This window comes from Actinoplanes sp. ATCC 53533 (assembly GCF_003947245.1).
This window is the reverse complement of sequence record NZ_QHHV01000054.1, coordinates 1-23,412: the sequence shown is the minus strand read 5'-3', so window position 1 is coordinate 23,412 and position 23,412 is coordinate 1. Positions and strand designations below refer to the sequence as shown.

Sequence of the window (23,412 nt, the reverse complement as noted above, 5' to 3'; positions counted from 1 at the left end):
TTCGGGACGATGCTGCAGCCATACCTGGCGGCGCATCTGGACAGGCCGGTGCTCTGGCTCCACGGTGGACTGTCGAAGGCCCGGCGGGACGAGTTGGTCGACCGTTTCCAGAACGACACCGAGCCGATGCTGTTCCTGCTGTCGCTCAAGGCAGCCGGCACGGGCCTGAATCTCACGGCCGCCAACCACGTCATCCACGTGGACCGCTGGTGGAATCCGGCGGTCGAGGACCAGGCCACCGACCGGGCGTTCCGAATCGGACAGTCCCGCAACGTGCAGGTTCGCAAATTCATCTGCACCGGCACGCTCGAGGAGAAGATCGACGCGATGATCGAGCGCAAGAAGACGCTGGCTTCCTCGGTGGTCGGCACCGGCGAGGACTGGGTGACCGACCTCGACACCCACCAGCTGCGTGAGTTGTTCTCGCTCGATCCGGTGGCGGTGAGCTGACCATGCCCGTGGACCCGAAGGGACGCTGGTTCGACAGCACCGGGCCGATCCGCGTGGACGGCGGCATAGCCGTGCGCGCCAAACGCGGCAAGATCGGCGAGCAGTGGTGGTCCCGGCGTTTCGTCGACATCCTGGAACGCACCTGCGACCCGGGTCGGCTGGCGCGCGGCCGGGCATACGCACGCAAGGGCCAGGTCATCAACTTCGAGCTGACCCCCGGCCGGGTCGCGGGCCTGGTGCAGGGCTCCCGCCCGCAGCCATACCAGGTGACCATCGACATCCCGGCATACGACCAGGCACAGTGGACGAAAATCCTCACGGCCCTGGGCGCGCAGGCGCTGCACCGCGCGGCGTTGCTGGCGGGCGAGATTCCGCACGAGCTGGTGGACCTCTTCGACGAGTTGGACCTGCCGCTCTTCCCGTCCGAGCTGGGCATGAGTTGCTCGTGCCCGGATTGGGGCGAGCCCTGCAAGCACGTGTCCGCGGTGCTCTACGTGCTGGCGGAAGCCTTTGACGACGACCCGTTCCTCGTGCTGGCCTGGCGGGGGCGCGGCCGTGACGAGCTGCTGGCCGCCCTGCGCGGCCTTCCCGAGCCGGTCGAGACGATCGATCCGCTGGCCGTGGCGGAGGTCGAGCTGGCGGCCCGCCTGACCGACTTCTATACCCCGGCCATCTCGCTGAGCCGCCTCCGGGAACGGCCCGGGCGCATGGCAGCGCCGCCGGAGCTGCTGCTGCGGGTGCTGGACGCACCCCAGATCCGCGTCCGTCACATCCCCCTGGTCGACATCCTCCGCCCGGCCTACCGCGACCTGGCCGCGCCGCCATCCACCTAGGTCGTCCGCGAGGAAAACGCCCTCGAATGCCGGGCGCACCGGCTCGCCAAGTGCGCGCGGCAGCCGGGCGTCACCGGCCAGCGCGGCGTGGACCAGGCGCTCACCGCGCGAGACACGCGGACCGCCCACCGCGCGCGACGCGGGCGGCCCAGGCCGCCTATAAGTCGACCTGCTGACCGCCGCTAGGGCTTCGCGGGGGCGTCACCGCTCCCGCGACGCAGCGCAGGATGAGCCGCAACGCCTCGTGCCGGGACACGCCGTATTCGGCGAGATAGCTCCACCCGGCGTACAGCTGCGACCAGATGAGACTGTTGATCCAGGTGGCCGGCAGTTCCCCGTCGACGCTGCCGTCCCGGTGCCCGCGCTCCACCATGGCCAGGAAATCGGCGTCGCAGCCGCCGGCGTTGCCCCAGGCGTCGTCGACGGTGCCCAGTTGCTCGTTGAACAGCAAGGACAGGACGTCGCCCAGGTCGAAGTATTCCTGGCAGAGCCGGCGGATGGCCTCAGCGCCGGTGTCGTCGCCGACCCGGGCGCGGGCGTGCGCCCGGTTGAGCCGGTCTATCGCCTCGTCGCGCAATGCGGCCGTCAGGTCGGCCCGCTCCGCGAAATACCGGTGCAGCGTGGTGCGCCCCACGCCGGCGGCCGCCGCCACGTCCCCCAGCGAGGCGGCCGGGCTGCGGGCGAACACCTCGATGGCGGCGTCGAGGATCGCCTGCCGGGTGCGGGCCCGGCTGCCCGATTCGCGGATGTCCACCACAGCGGCAGATTATCACTTGCCCGTAATGGAACAATGATGTTCCACTACGGGCATGGCGGATACCAAAAGAATACGGTCCCTGCTCGTCATGCTCCGACCCCATCGCCGGACGATGCTGATCGGCCTCGTCCTCGGCCTGCTGGCCAACGCCGCCGCGCTCGCCACCCCGATGGTGACCAAGTGGGTGCTCGACACCCTGCGCACCGACGTCGATCTCACGTCGCCGATCGCCGCGCTTCTGGCCCTGATCGTGGTCGGCGCAGCGATCACCCTGGGGCAGTGGATCCTGCTCGGCACGCTCGCCGAACGGATCGTGCTGGAGGCGCGCACCCGCATCGTCCGGCGCTACTTCCGGGCTCGGGTCGGCGACCTGCAGAGCCGGTCCACCGGTGAGCTCGTCACCCGGGTCACCTCCGACACCGGGCTGCTGCACGAGGCCTCCGGCAGCATCGTCGGGCTGATCAACGCCGGGGTCGGGCTGCTCGGCACCCTCGTTCTGATGGGCGTTCTCGACCTACCGCTGTTCGGCAGCACCCTCGCCGCGGTCCTCGTGGTCAGCGCGCTGATGGCGATCCTCATGCCGCGAATCAGCGCCGCGCAGACCGCCGCCCAGGAATCCGTCGGACGCCTGGGCGGGACGCTCGAGGGTTCGCTCCGGGCGATCCGGACCGTCAAGGCGAGCCGGGCCGAGGCCCGGCAGAGCGAGCAGATCGTCGCCGACGCCCGGGACGCCGCCGCGCACAGCGTCCGCGCCGCCAAGGTGAGCGCGTACGTCTGGACGATCGCGTGGTCCGGCATTCAGCTGTCGGTGATCCTCATCCTGGCCGTCGGCGCCTGGCGCGCGAACCGTGGCCTGCTCGAGGTGTCCACACTCATCGCGTTCCTGCTCTACGTGTTTCAGCTGATGGGCCCGATCACCGAGCTGACCCAGAACGTGACGGCGTTGCAGGCCGGCATCGCCGCCGCCGGGCGGATCGGCGAGCTGGAGGCCCTCGCCGTCGAACCGGACGGACCACTCACGGCAGCACCGACGGCCGGCGCGACCCGCGACGCGGGCACTCCGTTGCTGGTGCTGCGCGATGTCACCGCCCGGTACGGCCCGGATGCCCCGCCCGCCGTGCGCGGCATCGACCTGGAGATCCCGCACCGCGGCCACACCGCTGTGGTGGGTCCGTCCGGCGCGGGCAAGACCACGCTGTTCTCGCTGCTGCTGCGATTCCTCGAACCGGACGGCGGGCAGATCCTGCTGGACGGTCGGCCGTATTCGTCGTGGACGCACGCCGAGGTCCGGGGCCGGCTGGCCTACGTCGAGCAGGAGACGCCGGTGGTGCCCGGCACGATCCGGGACAATTTGCGGTTCACCCATCCTTCGGCCACCGACGACGAGCTGCGCGTGGTGCTGGAAGCGGTCCGCCTGGCCGACAAGATCGACGAGCTACCGGACGGCCTGGACACGTCGCTGGCGTCGACCGACGTGTCCGGCGGCCAGCGGCAGCGGATCGCTCTGGCCCGCGCCCTGCTGCGCACCCCGGAGGTGCTGCTGCTGGACGAGGCGACCGCCCAGGTCGACGGCCTGACCGAGGCGGCAGTCCACCAGTGCATCCGCGACCGCGCCGCCGACGGCGCGGTGATCACCATCGCGCACCGCCTCTCCACGGTCCTCGACGCCGACCGCATCGTGGTGATGGAGGACGGCCGGATCCGTGCCATCGGCACGCACACCGAGCTGTACCGCTCCGACGACCTCTACCGCCGCTTGGTCGAGGCGCTGCGCATCGCCGCCGACCAACCGTCGCCGTCGCTCGCCTGAGATCGCCAGGCCAGGCGGGCTCGTGCTGATCGCACGGGCCCGCCTGGTTTCACCTGCGATCAGCCTTTGTGCCACTTCTGGTTGGCCGAGCCCGCGCAGTCCCAGAGCTGGAGGCGCCCGCCATCCGCGCCGTTCCACTCCTTGATGTCGACGCAGCGGTTGGCCTGCGGGTTCACCAGGTCTCCCGCGCCCGACAGCACGAACTGTTGCGCACCCGTCCCGTTGCAGGTGTAGAGCTGCACCGCCGTGCCGTTCGCCGTTCCGCCGCCGGCCACGTCCATGCACTTGTTGTTCTGCGCCTGCAGGGCACCGCCCGCCGAGGTCCACTTCTGGGCGTTCGAGCCGTTGCAGGTCCACATCTGCAGCGGCGCACCGTCCACGAAGTTGCCGCTCGGCACGTCGATGCACTTGCCGTTCCAGTCGCTGATCAGCGCCTGTCCCCCGCCCGCCGGCGGCGTGGTCGGGCCGCCCGCGCCGAACGGGGTCAGGATCAGCCCGGCCGCGCGCGGGTCGCCGTCGTGCACCAGCGATTCGAAGTTGCCCACGTCGTCGAAGGCGAACGCGTACGCCTTACCGTCCGCCATGTTCTGGTGGATGATCTTCGCGTACTGGTTCGTCGGGGTGTTCTGATAGAACTGTGCCGCGTTGGTGCTCGGCTGGGTGTCGATGGTCCCCAGCGTGCCCCGGTTCAGCGCCGCGCAGAGGGTCCGGGAGATCGGCCCGACCACCAGGTCGTTCGGGGCCGGCAGGTCGCCGTCGCAGCCCCAGACGCTGGCCGACGACGGCTTGTTGAACGAGGCCACCTGCTGGCCCGCGCTGTTCGTGAACCTCATGACGTTGCCGGACGTCCGGCCGAAGTACTTCGTGTTCGGCTGGTCACCGAACGGCACCACCGTCAGCGTCTTGCTCGTGTACGCGTTCCACGCCGAGGTGATGTACGAGTCCAGGTAGCTCGCGCTGAGCAGCCCGGCACCCGCCGCCTTGCCCGGCGCCAGCGCCCGCAGCACGGTCCCGTCGGAACGGGTGTAGACCGTGTTGGCCCAGCCCGCCTGCGCCTTGATCCCGTTGATGACGTTGTTGCGGCCGTTGTTCAGCAGTTCCCCGGTCTTCTTCGTCGCGCCCGTCGCGCCCGTCACCGTCACCGCGTGCGGCACCGCGAACATGTCGACCTGCGAGCTGTTCAGCCACAGGCCCGCGTCGTTGTAGGTGAACTCGCTCCAGTCGAACAGGATGTTGTAGTTGGCGTCGCCGCTGGCCCACGGTGCCGGCTGGACCAGGCCGTCCGGCGTCAGGAAGAACTTGAGCTTCTCACCGAGCGAGAAGTACACCCGCCCGGAGAAGCCGCGCGGGAAGTGGATCGTGGTGGCGCCCCCGCTGCCGGGGCCGCCGATCGCCACGTCGGGGGCGGGCGACGGCGGGATCGCGCCGGCCGGCCACGGAGTGAAGGCGCCGCCCTGATTGACGTAGCCGAGCCGGTTGGTGGTCAGGTTGATGCCGATCACGTACAGGTGAACGGCTTCGCCGCGGCCGGAATTGTTGGTGACGGTGACCGGCAGCAGGGCCGGGCCGACCGCGTGGGCCGGCGCGGCAGCCACGGCCGCGAGCGGCACCGCGACGGCCAGCGCGACCAGCGCATGCAGGAGTTTTGGTCGGATACGCACGATGGCTCCTCGGGAGACGGACGGCGCGAGTAGCTTTGGGGGAAGCGTCAGAGAGCGCTCTCACAGCATCAAATAGTTAACACGGTGTGTCAATAGACATCGACTGATGTGTTGCCGGATTATTTCGGCAACGCCGGCGGCATAGGGTCGGATCATGAGTGAGATGAGCTATCGCCGCCTCGGCACCTCGGGCCTGGTGGTCTCGGTTGTCGGCATCGGCTGTAACAACTTCGGCCGCAAGCTCGACGCCGCCGGCACCCGGGCGGTCGTCGACGCGGCGTTCGACGCGGGGATCACCTTGTTCGACACCGCCGACATCTACGGGACCCCGCACGGCAGTTCCGAGGAGTGCCTCGGCGCGGCCCTGCAGGGTCGCCGCGACGAGATCGTGCTGGCGACCAAGTTCGGCATGGACATGGAGGGCCTCAACGGCGCCGACCGCGGCGCCCGCGGCTCGCGGTCCTACATCGTGCGGGCGGTCGAGGCCTCCCTGCGCCGGCTCGGCACCGACTACATCGACCTGTATCAGATCCACACGCCCGACGAGGCCACCCCGATCGAGGAGACGCTGTCGGCGCTCGACGACCTGGTCCGCAGCGGCAAGGTGCGCTACCTGGGCAACTCGAACTTCGCGGGCTGGCAGATCGCCGACGCGGACTGGACGGCCCGGACGGCCGGCCACAGCCCGTTCATCAGCGCGCAAAATCAGTACAGCCTGTTGCAGCGCGCGGTCGAGGACGAGGTCGTGCCGGCCTGCGAGCAGTTCGGGCTGGGCCTGCTGCCGTTCTTCCCGCTGGACAGCGGCCTGCTCAGCGGCAAGTACCAGCGCGGCATCACGCCGCCCGAGGGCACCCGGCTGGCGCTGGAGCGATACCAGCGCTGGCTGGACGGCGCTGACTGGGACACCATCGAGGCGCTGACCGCGTACGGCAAGGAGCGCGGGCACAGCCTGCTCGATGTCGCGATCGCCGGGCTCGCCGCGCAGCCCGCGGTGTCCAGCGTGATCGCCGGAGCCACCACGCCGGAGCAGGTCCGGGCGAACGCCGCCGCCGGAGAGTGGCGGCTCACCGCCGAGGATGTGGCCGCCCTCGACCAGGTGCTGGCGGGCTGAGCGTGACGACTCTGGAGGAGGACGCCCGGGCCGTGCTGCCCGCGGCTGTCTTCGACTACTACCGCGACGGCTTCGGCGCGCAGGTCACCCGGGACGAGGCGACGGCCGCGTGGCGTGAATGGCGGTTCGTTCCGCGGCTGTTCCGCGACGTGTCCCGGGTGAGCACCGAGGTCGAACTGTTCGGCGCCCGGCTCGCCGCCCCGGTGCTGGCCGGGCCGACCGCCCTGCACACGCTCGCCCATCCCGAGGGCGAGGCGGCGACGGTCCGGGGCGTCGAGGCGGCAGGCTCGCTGCTGGTGCTCAGCGCCCGGGCCGGCCGCCCGCTCGCCGAGGTCCCGCTGCGCCGGCCCTGGTGGTTCCAGTCCTACGTGCTGCGGGACCGGGAGATCACCGAACGCCAGGTACGCGCGGCGGTCGCGGCCGGGGCGAGCGCGATCGTGCTCACCGCCGACGCCCCGTACGTGCATCCGCGGCCGGTGCCGCAGGCCGGCGCGCTGTCGCCGGCCACCCGCCCGGCGGGCAGCGAACAGGATCCGGCGCTGAACTCGGCGGCGATCGCCTGGCTCGCCGGGATCTCCGGCAAGCCGGTGCTGGTCAAGGGCGTGCTGGGGGCCCGGGACGCGGCGGCGTGTGTCGACGCGGGTGCGGCCGGAGTGATCGTCTCGAACCACGGCGGCCGCCAACTGGACCGGGTGATCGCCACCCCGCGGGCGCTCGGCCCGGTCGCCGCGGCGGTTGCGGGCCGGGTCCCGGTGCTCGTCGACGGCGGGATCCAGGACGGCGGCGATGTGCTGACCGCGCTGGCGCTGGGCGCGACGGCCGTGCTCATCGGCCGGCCGGTGCTGTGGGCGCTGGCCGCCGGCGGCGCTGACGGCGTACGGGATTGCCTGGATCTTCTGCGGACCGACCTGGCCCGGGCGATGGCGCAGACCGGCCTGCCGACGATCGGCGACATCGACGCCGACGTCGTGACCCGCGGATAGCCGGTCCCGGCGGCGCCGGGGCGCGGTCAGATGATCTCGACAGCGCCCGGGGCGCGGTGACGATGGCCCCGGCGGCGGGCGCGGTTAGATGGTTTGGCGGCGGCGGGTGAGCACCAGGGCCATGGCTCCGGTGAACACGAGCAGCAGGCCCGCGCCGGCGATCCGCCCGGTCGGCGCTCCGGTGATGGCCAGGCCGCCGCCGGTGCCGCCGGAGCCGCCACCACTGCCGGAGCCCGCGGCGGTCACCTTGACGTTGACCTTCGCGATGTCGTTGGACTCGTTCAGGTCCTGCACGCCGCCCAGGACCTTGATCGTGCCCTCGTCCTCGTTCTTGCCGTCCTTGATCTTGCCGGAGAAGGAGAAGAGGTCCTGCTTGCCGGGGGCCAGCCACTCGGTGGCCACGCAGATGTACTCATGGCCGCTGACCTGGCCGGGCTTGTCCCAGCTCGGGTCGCCGTCGCCGTTCGGGAAGCAGCGCTTGTCCACCTTGGTCAGCGCCAGGCCGGAGGGCGTCCGCACCTCCGCCGCGTATTTCCAATCCTTGGCCGGGCCGAGCACGGTCGCCGGGCCGTTGTTGCGGAGGCCGATCTTGACCGTGCTGCTGGCGCCGATCTTGCCTTCGAAGGTGTCGCCGATCGCCGCGCTGTCCGCCGGGCTCAGCGGCACCTTGACCAGGAACGACGTCGAGTTGTCCCAGACGTTCAGCTCGCTCTCGTCGACGGCGAGGCTCTGCGCGGCCGGCACCAGCTGCAGCTTGGAGCCCGCCTTCTTCGCCGCCTTCTGCGCGGCGGCCAGGCCGGCGTCCTTCGACGGGTCTTCAAGATTGAGGGCGAACATGCTGGCGGAGTATTGCGCCGGGCCCGGCGCGGCGGGGTCGACGGCGACGGTGAGCGGGGTCGACGGCGACATGGTGAACACCGCGCCCGGCTCCAGGGTGAGGTCGAAATAGCAGACGATGCCCGGCAGGATGTCGACGTCGACGCAGTTGCTGTAGTTGTTGGGGAAGGTGACGAACGGCTGCGCGGCCAGCTCGATCGCGACGCCCTCGGTGGCCGTGTTGCCGTTGTTGCGGATCGAGATCGGCAGCGCGGCGGACTTGCCCGCGGCCAGCTTGATATCCGGGATCTCGGCGGTCTCGAGGTCGACCCCCCGCGCGGCGCGCACCACCGTGACGGTGGTCGAAGCCTGCCACGCGGCACCGGCATCGTGCACCGACACGGCGAAGCTCGCGCCGGTCTCGGGCAGCGCGGCCGTGGGCCGCACCGTGAACGTGTAGGTCTTGCGGGCGCCGGAGGCGAGATCGCCGACAGCGCAGCCGGTGGGCGTGCAGCCCGCCGGCGGCTGGAAGCCGATCCGCGGGTCGATCGGGGCCGCGGCGCTGGCGAAATCGACGACCAGGCCGGTCGCGGCGGTCTTGCCGACATTGGTGACCTCGAACGGCACCGTCTTGCTGCCGCCGACGGTGGTGACCACCGGGCTGGGCACGAAGATCTCGACGACGGGCAGCTCGACCTCGGACGGCTCAGCCTCGGCCCGCGCCGGGGAGGCCGCGCCGACGGCGGTCATCCCGATCATGGCAATGGGCAGGGCGAGCCGGATCGCAAGACTCTTCAGTCGATTGGCCACCGATTCATGCTCCAGTAAGGACGGAGTTGGCGCTACCCCCTCCAGCGCAAAAGGGGCTATACCTCCGCGAAGATCGGGCCGTCCGCCGGCAGGGCCGGCGCCTCGCCGCGGGCCGCGGCCCGGCGGGCGAACTCGCGCACCCCGGCGATCTGCCGCTCACCCAGCGAGAAGTCCAGCGCCCGGAAGTACGTGGCCAGCGTCGCGGCGTCGAACGGCTCCCAGCGCGCCGCCGACTCGGCGACCTCGTCCAGCTCGCCCAGGCACAGATCCCGCGAGCGCTGGAACGCCTCGTGCACTTCCTTGACCATGCCCGGGTTGGCGGTGGCGAACTCCTTGCGGACCGCCCAGACGGCGAAGACCATCGGCAGGCCGGTCCACTCCTTCCAGGCCTGTGCCAGGTCGATGACCTGCAGGCCGAGCTCCGGGGCCTCGTACATGGCGCGCAGGGCCGGGTCGCCGATCAGCACCGCGGCATCGGCCTCCAGCAGCATCTGGTTGAGCTCCGGCGGGCAGCGGAAGTATTCGGGCTCGGCGCCGTACCGCTCGGCGAGCAGCATCTGCGCGAGCAGCACGCCGGTCCGCGAGGTCGAGCCGAGGGCGACCGGCCGGCCGTCGAGCTCGGCCGGCGGCCGGGTGGAGACCAGGTTGACCGAGAGGACCGGGCCGTCGCTGCCGACCGCGAGGTTTGGCAGCAGCAGCAGGTCGTCGGCGTTGCGCAGATATTCGACCAGGGAGATCGGGCCGATATCCAGGTCGCCGGCGACCAGGGCGGCGTTGAGCCGGTCCGGGGTGTCCTTGTACAGATCGACGTCGAGCAGGGCGCCCGAACGCATCAGGCCCCAGTAGATGGGCAGGCAGTTGAGAAACTGGATGTGCCCTACCCGGGGCCGTCGCGCTGAGTCGGTCATGCACCGACGCTATCCCCGGCGGGCACCGGATGCGGGAGCCCCACCTGCGGCAAGGGACCTATCTCACGTCCGCCCGGCGCACGACCGGCAGGCAGCCAGGCGACCAGCAGCGCGGCGCGAAGTGGTCGACAAGCTGAATGAACGAAAAAAACGAAACCCGATGGCCCGGCGCGGCGGAGCCGCGTATCGTACGGGGCCGCTTGACGGCCGCGGTTGAGACGACACCGCAGCGGACGTCCCCGCGCCGGACGACGGCCACCCGTCGCCGGATACGCGAGCGAGCAGCGAGCTACCGCGATAGGAAATCAGCGTGCCCGCATCGGAACTGGACACCGAACTCCTTGCCGAACGCACCCACCTGATCGAGTCCCGGGCCGCGCTGGCCCGGATGCGCGGGCGTGCCGAGTCCCTCTTCGCCGTCGGCGCCGACGTCGCCGGTGACGCCTACGGCGCCGAGGCCCTCGGCCGGACGCTGTCGCGCCGCGTCGCCGAGTTGGCCGACGATCCCAGCACCCCGTTGTTCTTCGGCAAGCTCGACATCGATGAGACGGCCTACCACATCGGGCGGCGGCACGTCACCGACGACGCCGGCGAGCCGATGGTCCTGGACTGGCGGGCGCCGCTCTCCCAGTCGTTCTACCAGGCCAGCGTGCGGGATCCGCGGGGCGTCTCGACCCGCCGCCGATTCGGCTTCGTCAAGGGCTCGCTGACCAGCTTCGAGGACGAGCACCTGGACCGCGGCGAGGAGTTGGGCACCAAGAGCCGGATCCTGACCGCCGAGATCGAGCGTCCGCGGGTCGGCCCGATGCGGGACATCGTCGCCACCATCCAGCCCGAACAGGACGAGTTGGTCCGCGCCGACCTCGAGGACTCGATCTGCGTGCAGGGCGCGCCCGGCACCGGTAAGACCGCGGTCGGGCTGCACCGGGCCGCGTACCTGCTCTATCTGCACCGCGAGCGGCTGCGCCGCTCCGGCGTGCTGATCGTCGGTCCGAACACCGCGTTCCTCTCCTACATCTCGGCGGTGCTGCCGGCGCTCGGCGAGGTCGAGGTGCAGCAGGCCACGGTCGACGACCTGATCGCCCGGGTCCCGGTGCGCGGGCGCGACGACGATGCCGCCGCCCTACTCAAGCACGATCCTCGGATGGCCGCGGTGCTGCGGAAGGCGCTGTGGAGCCGGCTCGCCAAGCCGGTTGAGCCGATCATGGTGTCGGACGGCTCGTACCGCTGGCGGATCGATCCGGAGCCGTTGCGCCGGATCGTGGACGAGGCCCGGCGCGAGAACCTGCCGTACGCGGTCGGCCGGGAGCGGGTCCGGGCCCGGGTCGTCGCGCTGCTGCAACGGCAGTCGGAATACCGCACGGGCAACTCGCCCGGCGAGGGCTGGCTGCGTCGGATGAGCAAGATCGCCCAGGTCCGGGACTTCCTGGACGCGGCCTGGCCCGAGCTGACCCCCACCGGGCTGGTCGTCGCCCTGCTCACCGACGCCGACCTGCTGGCCGCCGCCGCGGACGGCATCCTGACCGAGGCGGAGCAGGCCGTGCTGCGCTGGGAGAAGGCGCCGCGCACCGTCAAGGCGGCCAAGTTCAGCGCCGCCGACCTGGTGCTGATCGACGAGGCCGCGGGCCTGCTGGAGCGCGAGCAGAGCTTCGGCCACGTCGTGGTGGACGAGGCCCAGGATCTCTCCCCGATGCAGGCCCGGGCCATCGCCCGGCGCAGCGAGCACGGCTCGATCACGCTGCTCGGCGACCTGGCCCAGGGCACCGCGCCGTGGGCCGCCGCCGACTGGCGGGACACCCTCGGGCATCTCGGCAAGCCCGACGCCGTGGTGGTGCCGCTCACGGTCGGCTTCCGCGTACCCGCTGTCGTGGTGGCCCTGGCCAACCGCCTGCTCCCGGCGCTGGGGGTGGACGTACCGGAGGCGGTCTCGCTGCGTCGCGACGGCGACCTGTCCATCGTCGGCGTGCCGGCGCGGTCCGATGTGGATGCCGCGATGCTGGTCGAGGTGACCGCGGCGCTGGAGCACGAGGGGTCCGTCGCGGTCATCGCGGCGGACGCGGCGGTGGAGCGGGTGCGTGCGCACCTCGCGGCGGCGGGCCTGGAGGCCGCGACCCCGGATGACGTCGAGACCGAGGCGCGGGTCACGGTCGTGCCGGCCACGATCGTCAAGGGCCTGGAGTACGACCACGTGGTCGTCGTCGAACCGGCCGACATCGTGGCCGCCGAGCCCCGCGGCCTGCACCGGCTCTACGTGGTCCTGACCCGCGCGGTGTCCCGGCTCTCGGTCGTGCACGCCGAGCCGCTGCCCGGGCCGCTCGGGCCCTGACCGCCACGAAGGCCCGACCCTCGCGAAAGCCCGACCCTCGCGAAAGCCCGACCCTCGCGAAAGCCCGACCGTCACAAAAGCCCGACCGTCACAAAAGCCCGACCGTCACAGAAGCCCGACCGTCACAGCGGCTTGACCCAGCGGGACCAGTCCTCCTGGCGGTGATATCCGCGGGCCGCCCAGATGGCGTGGGCCCGCGGGTTGTCGTCCAGGACCATCGCGTCGATCCGGGTGCCGCCCAGCGACCGGATGCGGTCTTCCGCGGCCGCGATCAGCGCCCGGCCGATGCCCTCGCGGCGGCGTTCCGGGTCGACCGCGAGGCGGTACAGGTGGCAGCGCCAGCCGTCCCAGCCCGCGATGATCGTGCCGACGATCCGGTCCCGCTCGACGGCCACGATCAGGGCCTCCGGGTCGCGCAGGTGCAGCGCCGCGAGGGCCGCCGGGGTGTCCGGGGGACGGCTGTCGTTCTCCGCCGCCGTCTTCCAGAACGTCAGCACCGCGTGCAGTTCGCGGGAGTCGGCGGCGCGCAGTACGAGGTTGGTCACCGCGCGATGCTAGGCCAGGCGCCGCAGGGCCGGCCAGCGAGTTCGGCCGTCAGGTTTATGGCACAAAGCTCTTTGACTTTGTGCGGTAAAGTTCTTTGCATGGAAGCCAACCAGGACGAGCTCCCCCCGGGCGACCCGGCCGAGTCGCTCCGCATGATCGCCCGCGAGCGGGCCGCCACGGGTCGCCGGCTGACGCCCGACCCCCGCCTGCTGCTGTGGCCCTGGGGCCTGGCCTGGCTGATCGGCTTCGGCGTCTACTTCCTGCGCTTCGGCCCCGACGAGCGCGTCTACGTGGACATGCCGGCGTTCCTCCCGCTGACCCTTCTGCTCTGCCTGATCACGCTCGCGGGCGTCATCACCGGCGTCGTCGGCGCCCGCGCCGGCCGTCTGATCACCGGTCCCACCTCGCGCCAGGGCGCTATGTACGGCTTCACCTGGTCGGTCGCCTTCTGCGGCATGGCCGTGCTGCTCAGCCGGGTCAGCAGCGTGCTGCCCGTGCCGAGCGCCAACCTGCTCTGGGCCGGCGCCATGGTCGCCCTCACCGGCGCCCTGCACATGGCCGGCGGCGCCATGTGGAACGACCGGATCGTGTACGTCCTCGGCGTCTCGATCAGCGTCGTCAACGTCGTCGGCATCATCATCGGGCCCGGCTGGCACGCGCTGATCGTCGCCGTGTTCGGCGGCGGCGGGATGCTCGTCGCCGGGCTCGTGTCCTGGCTGCGGATGGCCCGGTGACCGGCGCCCTGCCCGAGCTGGATCCGGTGATCCACGCCCAGGCCCGGCTCCGCGTCATCGCCGCGCTCTCCACCCTGCGCACGGAAGACCGGATCGCCTTCCCCCGGCTGCAGGACATCCTGCGGATGACCGCGGGCAACCTCTCCGTGCACCTGCGCAAGCTCGAGGACGCGGGCTACGTCGAGGTCGTCAAGACGCACCACGGCCGGACCCCGGCCACCCTCGTCCGGCTCACCGGGCGCGGCCGGGTCGCCTTCGACGACTACACCGCCGCGCTGCGCGCCCTGCTCAACGGCGGCGCCGAAGAGAAGGAGCAATCATGATCCTGGCCCGCGCCCTCGACGCCACCCGCCGGTACGGCGACGTGCTGGCCCTCGACCGCCTCAACCTGGACGTCCACGCCGGCGAGCTCGTCGGCCTGCTCGGCCCCAACGGCGCCGGCAAGAGCACCCTGGTCAACCTCCTCACCGGGGTGCGCCGCCCCACCTCGGGCCGGGTGGAGTTGTGCGGCGGCGACCCGCGTGACCCGGCGAGCCGGCGCGCGCTGGGCGTGACCCCGCAGGAGACCGGGCTGCCGGGCGCGTTGCGGGTGGGCGAGGTCGTCGACTTCGTCCGCGCGCACTTTCCCGACCCGCTGGCCCGGGACGTGCTGCTCGCCCGGTTCGGCCTGGCCGACCTGGTCAAGCGGCAGACCGGCGGTCTGTCCGGCGGCCAGAAGCGGCGGGTCGCGGTGGCCCTGGCGTTCGTCGGCCGGCCGCGCATCGTCTTCCTCGACGAGCCGACCACCGGGCTGGACGTGGAGGCCCGGCACGCGCTGTGGAACGGCATCCGCGAGTTCCACGCCGACGGCGGCACGGTGGTGCTGACCAGTCACTACCTGGAGGAGATCGAGGCGCTCGCCCGGCGGGTGGTGGTGATCGGGGGCGGCCGGGTGCTGGCCGACGACACCGTGGCGGCCGTGCGCGGGCTGGTCAGCATCCGCCGGGTCAGCCTGACTCTGCCCACTCCCGTGCCCGACCTTCCCGGTGTGGTCGGCACCGAGCGCGACGGTGACCGCACCCACCTGCTCACCGGCGACGCGGACCGGCTGGTCCGCGACCTGGTCGCCCGCGACGTGCCCTTCACCGAGCTGGAAGTCCGGCCGACCTCGCTGGAAGAAGCCTTCCTCACCCTCACCGCGGCCTGAACCCGCGGCCCGAACGGGAGATCCGCATGACATCCCTCGCCCTGACCCACGCCCGTTTCCAGCTCATCGAGACGTTCCGGATCCCGATGGCGCTCATCGGCAGCGCGTTCTTCCCGGCCGCCTCGATGATCTTCTTCGTGGTGCCGTTCGTCGGCGACGACCCCGTCTACGCCACCTACGCGACCGCCTCGATGGTCACCTTCGTGGTGATGACCAGCAATCTCTTCCAGTACGGCATCGGCGTCGCGGAGGACCGCGCGCAGCCCTGGGACCCGTACGCCCGGACCCTGCCCGTCGGCGCCGCGCCGCGCTTCGCCGGGCGCATCCTGGCCGGCCTGGTCATGATGGGCGCCTCGCTGATACCGGTCGTGGTGATCGCGGCCGTCGCGACCGAGGCGACGATCACGCCGGTCCGCTTCCTGGCGGCGGTCGTCGTGGTGGCGCTGATCGCGGTCCCGTTCACGCTGATGGGGCTGGCGATCGGCTACTCGCTGCCGGCGAAGGCCGCGATCGTGCTGGCGCAGGTGCTGTTCTTCCCGCTGGCCTTCGGCGGGGGCCTGATGACCTCGCCGGGCAGCGCGCCGGGCTTCGTCGAGACCATCGCGCCCTACCTGCCCACCGGCGCGGCGGTGCGGCTGATGTGGGCCGCGGTCGGCGGCTTCCCACTGGAGCCGGCATCGATCGCCGCCTTGGTGGGGTGGACATTCGCGCTAGCTGGGGTGGCCGTATGGGCCTATCGACGCGACGAAGGTCGGCGATTCAGTTGAACTTCCGACTGAGCAGCCCCGTACCTCGCATCGCGGTGTAACGATCCATCTGTCGTCCGCCGTAACCCCGAGGAGCTGGCATGAACCCACCGACCCCCGGTGTGCCGAACTGGGTGGACCTGGGTACCGCCGACCTCGGGGACGCGATCCGCTTCTATACGTCACTGTTCGGCTGGGAGGCCGAGGTCTCGGGCGAGGAGTACGGCGGCTACACCACGTTCCGGCTCGACGGCCGGGCCACCGCCGGCGCGGGCCCGCTGTACGGCGAGGGCCAGCCGACCGCCTGGAGCACGTACGTCGCCACCGACGACGCGGACGAGATCGCGGCCCGGGTCGAGGCGGCCGGGGGCAAGGTGCTGGTGGCGCCCTTCGACGTGATGTACCAGGGCCGGATGGCCGCCTTCCTCGACCAGGCCGGCGCGCCGTTCAGCGTGTGGCAGGCGGGCACGATGCGCGGTGCCGACATCTTCGACGTGCCGGGCGCGCTGACCTGGAACGAGCTGACCACCCGCGACGTGGAGGGCTCGGCAGCGTTCTACGGCTCGGTCTTCGGCTGGGTGGCCCGGGAAAGCTCGATGAACGGCATGGACTACATCGTCTGGGAGCACGAGGGCCGCACCATCGCCGGCATGCGGGCCATGGACGGCGCCGAGTGGCCGGACGACCTGCCGCCACGGTGGATGCTCTACTTCGCCGTGGCGGACTGCGACGACTCGACGGCCTACGCGCAGTCGCTGGGCGGCCGGATCGTGCAGCCGCCGACGACCCTGCCGATCGGCCGGTTCGCCGTCCTGGACGACCCGCAGGGCGGCACGTTCTCCATCTTGCAGGCTAGTTCCTGACGGGCACCACCAGGGGGCCCTGGCCGCCGTCGATCACCTTGACGCGCACCCGGTAGTGCCGGGCCAGCAGTTCCTCGGTGAGCACCTCCCACGCGGTGCCGGCCGCCACCACCCGGCCACCGGCCAGCAGCAGCATCCGGTCCGCGTACTCGCCGGCGATCGTCAGGTCGTGCATCGTGGCCAGCACGGTGAGGCCGCGCTCGCCGCGCAGCCGGTCGACCAGTTCGAGCACCTCCTGCTGGTGACCGATGTCGAGGGCGCTGGTCGGCTCGTCCAGCAGCAGGATGCGGGCGCCCTGGGCGAGCGCGCGGGCCAGGAAGACCCGCTGCCGTTCCCCGCCGGAGAGCGTGTCGAGCCGCCTGGCCCGCAGGTGAACCAGGCCCAGGGCGGTCAGCACCTCGTCGACCACGGCCAGATCGGACCTGGACTCCCGGCCGAGTGCCGGAATGTAGGGCGTGCGGCCGAGCAGCACGTAGTCGAGGACCAGCATCCCCGGCGGCACCACGGGCGACTGCGCGACGGTCGCCACCGTGCGGGCGCGTTCGCGGCGGGGCAGCCGGCCGAGCGGGGTGCCACCCAGGCTGACCGCGCCCGCGAACGGCACCAGCCCGCCGACGGCCCGCAGGACCGTGGACTTGCCCGCGCCGTTCGGGCCGATGATCGTGACCCACTCGCCCGCGGCGACGTCCAGATCGACCCCGTCGACGATCACCGAACCGCCCAGCACCACCCGCAGCCCGCGCACGCCGATCATGCGGCGACCCCGCTCCGGCGCAGCACGAGGGCGAAGAAGGGCGCGCCCAGGAAGGCGGTCACCACGCCGATCGGGATCTCGGTCGGGCTCGCCACCGTGCGCGCCAGCAGATCGGTCAGCGCCAGGAACGCGCCGCCGTACAGCACCGACAGCGGCAGGATGGACCGGTAGCTCGGACCGGCCAGCAACCGCAGGGTGTGCGGCACGATGATGCCGACAAAACCTATCAGCCCGGACACCGACACCGCGGCGGCCGTGCCCAGCGAGGCGGCCGCGATCAGCAGGTAGCGGCTGCGCTGCGGGTGCAGGCCGAGGCTGGCCGCCTCCTCGTCGCCGACGGTCAGCACGTCCAGCTCGCGGCGCTGGGAGAGCACGATCGCGCCGGTCACCACCGCGTACGGCAGCACCAGCAGCACGTCGTGCCAGCCCGCGGTGGCGAGCCGGCCGAGCAGCCAGGAGTACACCTCCCGCAGCGCCTCGATGTGCCGCTGCAGCAGGAAGGTCTGGGCGGCGGCCAGGAAGGCGGACACGGCCACCCCGGACAGGATCAGCGTGGCGGGAGTCCGGGCCCGGCCGCCGGCGCCGCCCAGCAGCCAGGTCAGCGCGACGGCGCCGACGGCACCCACGAAGGCCGCCAGCGGCACACCGATCGGCAGCTCGGTGGTGGTGTCGCCGCCCGCCGACCGGAACGCGATGACGGCCGTCACCCCGAGGCCCGCACCGGCCGCGACCCCGAGCAGGTGCGGATCGGCGAGCGGGTTGCGGAAGACGCCCTGGTAGGCGGCGCCGGCGAGGGCGAGCAGCGCGCCGACGAGCAACCCGAGCACGACCCTGGGCAGGCGCAACTCCGTGACGATGGCAACCTCGCGGGCGCTCAGGCCGCTGTCGATCCGTACCCCCGGAAGCAGATCGAGCAGCTCGGCCGCGACACCGGCGGGCGGCAGCGGGACCGGCCCGAAGGCGATGCCCGCGACCAGCGCGACGACCACGGCGAGCAGGCCACCGGCCAGCCAGCCGGCCCGCAGACCGGCCGGCCGCGGCCGGTCTGTCACGCCGGGACCCTGGCCACCGCATCGGCGACGGACTGCACCAGGTCGACCACCCGCGGCCCCCACCGCGAGGCGATATCGTCGTCCAGGGCCACGATCTGGTCCTTCTCCACCGCGGTGATCGCCGCCCAGCCCTTCCGCGCCTTGACCGTCGCCGGCGACTGCCCGCAGCACTTGCTGTCCGCTAGGAAGATCAGGTCGGGGTTCGCCGCGACCAGCGCCTCCGGCGAGAGCTGCGGATAACCGTCCTTGGCGCCGTCCGGATCGGCGGCGTCGGCGACGTTGGTGAGCCCGAACAGCGCGAAAATGGACCCGATGAAGGTCTTGGACGTCGCGGAATACAGGGTCTGGTCGATCTCGTAGTAGTAGCTCAGCGACCCGGCGCGGGCCGGCACCCCCTGCACGATCTTGTCGATCTGCGCCCGCATCCGCCCCACCAGCGCCGCCGACTCGCCCCGATGGCCCGTCAACGCGCCAAGCTGCTCGATCTGCCGGTAGGAATCGTCGATCACCTTGGCGGCGGGAGCGAACAGCACAGGGATCTTGAGCCTGCCGAGCTGGTCGACGATCTTGTCGAGGTCATCCGAGACAACCACCAGGTCGGGGTTCCGCCCGGCGATGGCCTCCGCGTTCGGCTTGAAGCCGGACAGGTCGGTGCGCGGGGCGTCCACCGGATAGGTCGACTGGTCGTCAACGGCCACCACCTGCGGACCGGCGCCGATGGCGAACAGCATCTCGGTCGCGGTGGGCGCGAGCGACACGATCCGTTCGGGCCGCTCGGCCAAGGTCAACGAACCCACCGTGACCGGGAAAGAGTCACCGCCCGGCCCGGCGGACGGCCCCGGGCCGTCGTCGGATCCACCGCCGCCACACCCGCCGAGCAGCAAAGCACCGGCCGCGATCGCGGCCGTCAAAACACGTCTCATCCTGTCCTCCTGTCGGCCGAGGCTGCGGTGCATCGCCGACCGGAACAGGGACCCGGCCCGCGAGGCGCCCCTCCCCGAGAGCGCTGAATCGCGACCGGCGCGCAGGCGACCTGGCTTGACCCTCCAAAAGGGCTCACAGTTGCGGGACAGCGCCGGAATCCCACCGGCTTCGCTGCGACGCGGTCCCCCTGAAACTAACCCAGACCGCCGGTTCTCGCGCAAAACCGAGGTCAAGTTCAAGATCAAATTCATGTCGTGCCTGGTTGCATGGTGCTGACCGTCGCTCCCGCCGACACCGGGAGAGGGCGGCCAATCGCCTGGCGGCTCATGAACCGGCCGCCCTCCCCCTGCCAGGTCCGTGCGTGGAACCCCGCCCTCCCGCTCACCGTCGGCAAGACCCGCCAGCCGCCTGGTTCGGACTATCCGGGCTGGCCTGGTTTTGGTGCGGCGCGGACGTGTGCGCGTTCGCCTTGTTTGCCGATCAGGCTGAGGAATTCGACGGGGCCGGAGCTGGTGGCCCCGAACCAGTGCGGGGTGCGGGTGTCGAACTCCGCGGCCTCCCCGGGCTTGAGGATCAGATTGTGCTCGCCGAGGACCAGGCGCAGCGTGCCGTTGAGGACGTAGGCCCAGTCGTAGCCCTCGTGGGTGCGCAGGTCGGGCTCGCGATCGTCGGCCCCGGCCGGCAGCACGAACTTGTAGGCCTGGATGCCTCCCGGCCTGCGGGTCAGGGGCAGGATCGTCGATCCGTCGCTGCGGGTGATGGGGCGCAGGTTGATGCGGGGGTCGCCGGTCGGTGGCGCGCCGACGAGCTCGTCGAGGGTGACGCCGTAGACCCGGGCGAGCGGCAGGAGCTGCTCGAGCGTGGGACGGCGCAGGCCCGCTTCGAGCCTGGACAGCGTGCTGGCGGAGATGCCGGTTTCCTCCGCGAGGTCGGTGAGCGTGATAGCGCGGCGGAGCCGAAGGTGCTTCAGCCGCGGCCCGACAGCGTCAAGCGTGCGATCCACTTCCTCATCCATGCCCCCAGTTTGCCATTTGGCAAGAAGCTTTGCGCATCGCACCGCTGCCGATCACAGTCGTCGGTACCCACGAAGACGGTGAAGGAGCAGGTCAGATGGCCGAGCAGCACGAATTCGACCAGGGCTACTGGGAGCGGCGCTGGCACCAGGCGCACCATGACGGACCCGGAGCCATGGACGGGAGTCCCCCGAATCCGCATCTCGTCCGCGAGACCGGCAGCCTGGTCCCGGGCACGGCGCTGGATGCCGGGTGCGGTGCCGGGGCCGAGGCGATCTGGCTCGCCTCGCACGGCTGGCAGGTCACCGCGGCCGACATCGCGGCCGAGGCCCTCGCCCGCGCCGCCGGGCGCGCGACGGACATTGAGGTGTCCGGGCACGTGCGGTGGGTTGGAGCGGACCTGACCGTCTGGGACCCGGGCATGCGGTTCGACCTGGTCACGACGCACTACGCGCACCCCGCGATGCCGCAGCTGGCCTTCTACGACCGCATTTCCGCATGGGTGGCGCCCGGCGGCACCCTGCTGATCGTCGGGCATCTGCACGCCTCGGGAGCGACCGGGCACGGGCACCACCCGCCCGCCGAGGCATCGGTCACCCTCACGGACATCACCGCCGGCCTGGACAGCACCAAGTGGACGGTCGTCACCGCCGCGGAGCACATCCGCACGGTCACCGGCCCCGGCGGCCAGGCGAAGCCACTGCACGACGTCGTCGTGCGCGCCACCCGACGCCCCTGATCACCCCCCGCGCACAAACGAAAGGTCCGTGCATGATCTCCCCTGATGTGGCTCCCCCGGTGGACGCCGCCGACCCAACGATTCATGACCCCCGCCGGCGTCGCGCGATCCTGGTCGCGGTGTGCATCGCCCTCATGGCGGTCATCGCCTCGGTTTCCGGGCTGAACGTCGCCCAGCAGGAGATCGCCCTCGCGTTCGGCGCCTCGCAGAGCACCGTCCTGTGGATCATCAACACCTACACCATCAGCCTGGCCGCGCTGCTCCTGCCGCTCGGCGCCCTCGGCGACCGGTGGGGCCGGCGGCCGGTGCTGCTCGCGGGGTTGATCGTCTTCGGGGCGGCGAGCGCCGCGGCGGGCGTCGCCACGTCGTCCGAGGTCATGATCGCGGCGCGGCTCCTCAGCGGCGTGGGCGCCGCGATGATCATGCCGGTCACCCTGGCCGTCGTCACCTCGACGTTTCCGGACGAGGAACGCTCCAAGGCGATCGGCGTCTGGACCGGCGTCGCCGGCGGGGGCGGCATCCTCGGGATGTACCTGTCGGCGGTCCTGGTCGACCTGGCCAGCTGGCGATGGCTCTTCGTCCTGCCGGTCGCGCTCGTCGCGGTGGCCATCGGCATGACGCTGCGATCCATCCCGAACTCACGCGAGGAGTCGGCACACGGATTCGACACCGTCGGCTCGCTGGCGTCCGTGGTCGCCGCGGTCGGGCTCATCTTCGTTCTTCACGAGGGTCCGGAACGGGGTTGGACCGCGCCCGTGACGCTCCTGAGCCTCCTGGTCGGCGTCATCGGCGCCGTCGGCTTCGTGGCCTGGGAACTGCGGCAGCAGGCGCCCCTCCTCGATGTCCGCCTCTTCCGCAAGCGAGGCCTGGCCAGCGGCTCCGTGTCGCTGTTGGCGGTCTTCGGCGTGCAGGCGGGGATCTTCGTCGTCCTCTTCCCGTACTTTCAGGCGGTGCTCGGCTGGTCCGGCCTTCGCTCCACCCTGGCGCTCATGCCGATGGCGCTGCTGATGATGCTCGCCTCCGGGCTCGCCCCACGAGCAGCCGCGCGGGTCGGAGCCCGCTCGACCATGGCGTCCGGGATCTTCCTGGGCGGCGCGGGACTGGCCCTCATGGCCACCTTCGTCTCCGTCGACGGCGGCTACCTCTCGGTGCTGCCCGGCATGCTCGCCATGGGACTCGGCATGGGCCTGACGATGACACCGTCCACCGAGGCCATCACGACCGCCCTGCCTCGTGCGCGACAGGGCGTCGCGTCCGCGCTCAACGACGTCACCAGGGAGTTCGGCACCGCGCTCGGCGTTGCCCTGCTCGGAGCGGTCCTGTCCGCCGGCTACCGCGACGCCGTCGACACCCGGCTCGACGGACTTCCCGGCGCCGACGCCGAGGCCGCCCGGGAAGGCATCGCCACCGCCATCGCCACCGCCGACGGCACGAGCGCCCAGGCGCAGGCGCTGGTCCGGGCCGCCCAGGAGTCCTTCGTCGACGGCTGGCAGCAGGCCATGTGGGCAGGAGTCGGCGTCATGACGATCCTGCTCGGGTACGTGCTCGCGCGAGGTCCCCAGCGCGCGGGCCGGGCGGCCTCAGCCCAGCGGCCAGATCCTGGCCAGGCGGCGGCCGTCCACCGCCGCTAGGAGGATGGTGCCCGGCACAGCTCTAGAGCTGTGCCGGGCAGCCAGGACCTGCGAACGGATCAGCAGTAGGTGGACTGCTTACCGATCACCTTGTACGGGCAGTCGGCCGCCTCCGCCAGCAGCAGCACGGCCTCCCTGTTCCGGCTGGTCTCCCGGGTGATCACGCTGGCGGGCGGGTAGAAGCCGCCGGCCGACGAGCTGGTGGGATACAGCTCGAAGGTGTACGCGAAGATCCGGTGCGTGCCCCACAGCCAGTCGAGCGAGTCACCGTCGGTGATGTAGAGATCGCTCGACTGCTCAGGTGTGTATCCGTTGGTCGCCGCCATCTGCCGGCCCAGCGTCGCGAACGTGCTGTTCTGGTCCGCGTTCATGCCGGTGGTGGTGTTCGCGGTGGTGTGACCGAACGGCCAGAGCACCAGTTCCGAGTACGTGTGGAAGTCGATCGCGGCCTTGATCTGCTGCACGCCGCCGACGACCCGGCTGTTGACGAAGTCGCGGATCACCCTGGTCTCGGGCGCCGAGAACGCCGACGGGCCCCGGTAGGTGTCCGAGGACGTGCTGCCGGACGAGCCGCCGCAGCAGCCCCAGCGGTAGCCGTAGTTGCGGTTCAGGTCGGTGCCGACGTACGACGAGCCGGAGTTGGGCTGGCGGTTCTTGCGCCACGAGCGGTAGCTGCCGGTCGCGACGTCGTACTCGGCGCCGTCCGGGTTGACCGACGGGATGATCCAGATCTCCCGGCTGTTCACCACGTTGCGGACC

At 71.5% G+C, this 23,412-nt stretch carries 22 protein-coding genes, 1 pseudogene and 1 riboswitch; of the genes and pseudogenes, 13 read left to right on the top strand and 10 right to left on the bottom strand.

The window, feature by feature from the left end; all coding sequences use genetic code 11:
• Positions 1-450 (top strand): DEAD/DEAH box helicase (locus DMB66_RS18550; protein WP_148112748.1); only part of this gene is annotated, 450 nt, incomplete at its 5' end.
• A gap of 2 nt (positions 451-452) precedes the next feature.
• A complete protein-coding gene (locus DMB66_RS18545; RefSeq protein WP_125805347.1) occupies positions 453-1,283 on the top strand; it encodes an SWIM zinc finger family protein in 831 nt (276 codons plus the stop codon).
• A gap of 157 nt (positions 1,284-1,440) precedes the next feature.
• On the opposite strand, the gene DMB66_RS18540 is transcribed toward DMB66_RS18545, so the two are convergent.
• Entirely contained in the window at positions 1,441-2,040 is a 600-nt protein-coding gene (locus DMB66_RS18540; RefSeq protein WP_233624678.1) for a TetR/AcrR family transcriptional regulator, read from the bottom strand.
• A gap of 112 nt (positions 2,041-2,152) precedes the next feature.
• Between DMB66_RS18540 and DMB66_RS18535 the strand changes: the two genes are divergently transcribed.
• Positions 2,153-3,850, top strand: a complete 1,698-nt coding sequence (locus DMB66_RS18535) for an ABC transporter ATP-binding protein (RefSeq protein ID WP_125805346.1) — start codon at positions 2,153-2,155, stop codon at positions 3,848-3,850.
• Positions 3,851-3,909: 59 nt separating this feature from the next.
• Here the strand turns inward: DMB66_RS18535 and DMB66_RS18530 are convergent, their stop codons facing one another.
• Positions 3,910-5,511, bottom strand: a complete 1,602-nt coding sequence (locus DMB66_RS18530; RefSeq protein ID WP_125805345.1) for a beta-1,3-glucanase family protein — start codon at positions 5,509-5,511, stop codon at positions 3,910-3,912.
• A gap of 154 nt (positions 5,512-5,665) precedes the next feature.
• Here DMB66_RS18530 and DMB66_RS18525 point away from each other — a divergent pair, with 154 nt between their 5' ends.
• Both DMB66_RS18525 and DMB66_RS18520 read left to right on the top strand, forming a co-directional pair.
• Positions 5,666-6,622, top strand: coding sequence for an aldo/keto reductase (locus tag DMB66_RS18525; protein ID WP_233624676.1), 957 nt, complete (start codon positions 5,666-5,668; stop codon positions 6,620-6,622).
• A gap of 2 nt (positions 6,623-6,624) precedes the next feature.
• Complete coding sequence (locus tag DMB66_RS18520; RefSeq protein WP_199752468.1) at positions 6,625-7,605, top strand: alpha-hydroxy acid oxidase; 981 nt, start codon at positions 6,625-6,627, stop codon at positions 7,603-7,605.
• 84 nt (positions 7,606-7,689) lie between these two features.
• Here the strand turns inward: DMB66_RS18520 and DMB66_RS18515 are convergent, their stop codons facing one another.
• Together DMB66_RS18515 and DMB66_RS18510 are read right to left on the bottom strand one after the other, a co-directional pair.
• Complete coding sequence (locus DMB66_RS18515) at positions 7,690-9,231, bottom strand: hypothetical protein (RefSeq protein ID WP_125805344.1); 1,542 nt, start codon at positions 9,229-9,231, stop codon at positions 7,690-7,692.
• 56 nt (positions 9,232-9,287) lie between these two features.
• The gene (locus tag DMB66_RS18510; RefSeq protein ID WP_125805343.1) at positions 9,288-10,139 is read right to left on the bottom strand and encodes a menaquinone biosynthetic enzyme MqnA/MqnD family protein; all 852 of its coding nucleotides are present in this window, start codon (positions 10,137-10,139) and stop codon (positions 9,288-9,290) included.
• A 310-nt stretch (positions 10,140-10,449) separates the two neighbouring features.
• Between DMB66_RS18510 and DMB66_RS18505 the strand changes: the two genes are divergently transcribed.
• Positions 10,450-12,465: an AAA family ATPase gene (locus tag DMB66_RS18505; RefSeq protein ID WP_125805342.1), complete on the top strand. Its 2,016-nt coding sequence runs from the start codon at positions 10,450-10,452 to the stop codon at positions 12,463-12,465.
• 122 nt (positions 12,466-12,587) lie between these two features.
• Here DMB66_RS18505 and DMB66_RS18500 read toward each other — a convergent pair whose 3' ends face one another.
• The gene (locus DMB66_RS18500; protein WP_125805341.1) at positions 12,588-13,010 is read right to left on the bottom strand and encodes a GNAT family N-acetyltransferase; all 423 of its coding nucleotides are present in this window, start codon (positions 13,008-13,010) and stop codon (positions 12,588-12,590) included.
• A gap of 99 nt (positions 13,011-13,109) precedes the next feature.
• Between DMB66_RS18500 and DMB66_RS18495 the strand changes: the two genes are divergently transcribed.
• The 5 genes from DMB66_RS18495 (at position 13,110) to DMB66_RS18475 (ending at position 16,540) form a co-directional block, all read left to right on the top strand.
• A complete protein-coding gene (locus DMB66_RS18495) occupies positions 13,110-13,745 on the top strand; it encodes a transporter (protein ID WP_125805340.1) in 636 nt (211 codons plus the stop codon).
• Positions 13,742-14,068 (top strand): transcriptional regulator, encoded by a 327-nt coding sequence (locus tag DMB66_RS18490; protein ID WP_233624675.1) that lies wholly within the window; start codon positions 13,742-13,744, stop codon positions 14,066-14,068. The genes DMB66_RS18495 and DMB66_RS18490 overlap by 4 nt, the downstream gene beginning before the upstream one ends.
• The gene (locus tag DMB66_RS18485) at positions 14,065-14,931 is read left to right on the top strand and encodes an ABC transporter ATP-binding protein (RefSeq protein WP_125805339.1); all 867 of its coding nucleotides are present in this window, start codon (positions 14,065-14,067) and stop codon (positions 14,929-14,931) included. Before DMB66_RS18490 ends, DMB66_RS18485 begins: the two co-directional genes overlap by 4 nt.
• Positions 14,932-14,957: 26 nt before the next feature.
• On the top strand, positions 14,958-15,698 hold the full coding sequence (locus DMB66_RS18480) for an ABC transporter permease (RefSeq protein ID WP_125805338.1): 741 nt from the start codon (positions 14,958-14,960) through the stop codon (positions 15,696-15,698).
• Between the two features lie 80 nt (positions 15,699-15,778).
• Positions 15,779-16,540 (top strand): VOC family protein, encoded by a 762-nt coding sequence (locus DMB66_RS18475; RefSeq protein WP_125805337.1) that lies wholly within the window; start codon positions 15,779-15,781, stop codon positions 16,538-16,540.
• Here DMB66_RS18475 and DMB66_RS18470 read toward each other — a convergent pair.
• The 4 genes from DMB66_RS18470 to DMB66_RS18455 all read right to left on the bottom strand — a co-directional run bounded on the left by DMB66_RS18470 (position 16,530) and on the right by DMB66_RS18455 (position 20,285).
• Positions 16,530-17,294, bottom strand: a complete 765-nt coding sequence (locus DMB66_RS18470; RefSeq protein ID WP_125805336.1) for an ABC transporter ATP-binding protein — start codon at positions 17,292-17,294, stop codon at positions 16,530-16,532. The genes DMB66_RS18475 and DMB66_RS18470 overlap by 11 nt on opposite strands.
• Complete coding sequence (locus tag DMB66_RS18465; protein ID WP_125805335.1) at positions 17,291-18,346, bottom strand: iron ABC transporter permease; 1,056 nt, start codon at positions 18,344-18,346, stop codon at positions 17,291-17,293. Before DMB66_RS18465 ends, DMB66_RS18470 begins: the two co-directional genes overlap by 4 nt.
• On the bottom strand, positions 18,343-19,269 hold the full coding sequence (locus tag DMB66_RS18460; protein ID WP_125805334.1) for an ABC transporter substrate-binding protein: 927 nt from the start codon (positions 19,267-19,269) through the stop codon (positions 18,343-18,345). Before DMB66_RS18460 ends, DMB66_RS18465 begins: the two co-directional genes overlap by 4 nt.
• 89 nt (positions 19,270-19,358) lie before the next feature.
• Positions 19,359-19,493: riboswitch (cobalamin riboswitch) on the bottom strand.
• A gap of 195 nt (positions 19,494-19,688) precedes the next feature.
• A complete protein-coding gene (locus DMB66_RS18455; protein WP_125805333.1) occupies positions 19,689-20,285 on the bottom strand; it encodes a helix-turn-helix domain-containing protein in 597 nt (198 codons plus the stop codon).
• A 95-nt stretch (positions 20,286-20,380) separates the two neighbouring features.
• On the opposite strand from DMB66_RS18455, the gene DMB66_RS18450 reads away from it, so the two are divergent.
• Together DMB66_RS18450 and DMB66_RS18445 are read left to right on the top strand one after the other, a co-directional pair.
• Positions 20,381-21,022, top strand: a complete 642-nt coding sequence (locus tag DMB66_RS18450) for a bifunctional 2-polyprenyl-6-hydroxyphenol methylase/3-demethylubiquinol 3-O-methyltransferase UbiG (RefSeq protein ID WP_125805332.1) — start codon at positions 20,381-20,383, stop codon at positions 21,020-21,022.
• A 32-nt stretch (positions 21,023-21,054) separates the two neighbouring features.
• Complete coding sequence (locus DMB66_RS18445) at positions 21,055-22,653, top strand: MFS transporter (RefSeq protein WP_125805331.1); 1,599 nt, start codon at positions 21,055-21,057, stop codon at positions 22,651-22,653.
• A 62-nt stretch (positions 22,654-22,715) separates the two neighbouring features.
• Here DMB66_RS18445 and DMB66_RS18440 read toward each other — a convergent pair.
• Positions 22,716-23,412: pseudogene (locus DMB66_RS18440) on the bottom strand (M14 family zinc carboxypeptidase); the annotation flags it as partial.

Excerpts from the sequence above, each read along its gene's own strand:
- DMB66_RS18450 (WP_125805332.1), top strand. The coding sequence starts at position 20,381 with ATGGCCGAGCAGCACGAATTCGACCAGGGCTACTGGGAGCGGCGCTGG.
- DMB66_RS18510 (WP_125805343.1), bottom strand. The coding sequence starts at position 10,139 with ATGACCGACTCAGCGCGACGGCCCCGGGTAGGGCACATCCAGTTTCTC.
- DMB66_RS18545 (WP_125805347.1), top strand. The coding sequence starts at position 453 with ATGCCCGTGGACCCGAAGGGACGCTGGTTCGACAGCACCGGGCCGATC.
- DMB66_RS18460 (WP_125805334.1), bottom strand. The coding sequence starts at position 19,269 with ATGAGACGTGTTTTGACGGCCGCGATCGCGGCCGGTGCTTTGCTGCTC.
- DMB66_RS18470 (WP_125805336.1), bottom strand. The coding sequence starts at position 17,294 with ATGATCGGCGTGCGCGGGCTGCGGGTGGTGCTGGGCGGTTCGGTGATC.
- DMB66_RS18485 (WP_125805339.1), top strand. The coding sequence starts at position 14,065 with ATGATCCTGGCCCGCGCCCTCGACGCCACCCGCCGGTACGGCGACGTG.
- DMB66_RS18525 (WP_233624676.1), top strand. The coding sequence starts at position 5,666 with ATGAGTGAGATGAGCTATCGCCGCCTCGGCACCTCGGGCCTGGTGGTC.
- DMB66_RS18455 (WP_125805333.1), bottom strand. The coding sequence starts at position 20,285 with ATGGATGAGGAAGTGGATCGCACGCTTGACGCTGTCGGGCCGCGGCTG.
- DMB66_RS18445 (WP_125805331.1), top strand. The coding sequence starts at position 21,055 with ATGATCTCCCCTGATGTGGCTCCCCCGGTGGACGCCGCCGACCCAACG.
- DMB66_RS18480 (WP_125805338.1), top strand. The coding sequence starts at position 14,958 with ATGACATCCCTCGCCCTGACCCACGCCCGTTTCCAGCTCATCGAGACG.
- DMB66_RS18475 (WP_125805337.1), top strand. The coding sequence starts at position 15,779 with ATGAACCCACCGACCCCCGGTGTGCCGAACTGGGTGGACCTGGGTACC.
- DMB66_RS18535 (WP_125805346.1), top strand. The coding sequence starts at position 2,153 with ATGCTGATCGGCCTCGTCCTCGGCCTGCTGGCCAACGCCGCCGCGCTC.
- DMB66_RS18495 (WP_125805340.1), top strand. The coding sequence starts at position 13,110 with ATGGAAGCCAACCAGGACGAGCTCCCCCCGGGCGACCCGGCCGAGTCG.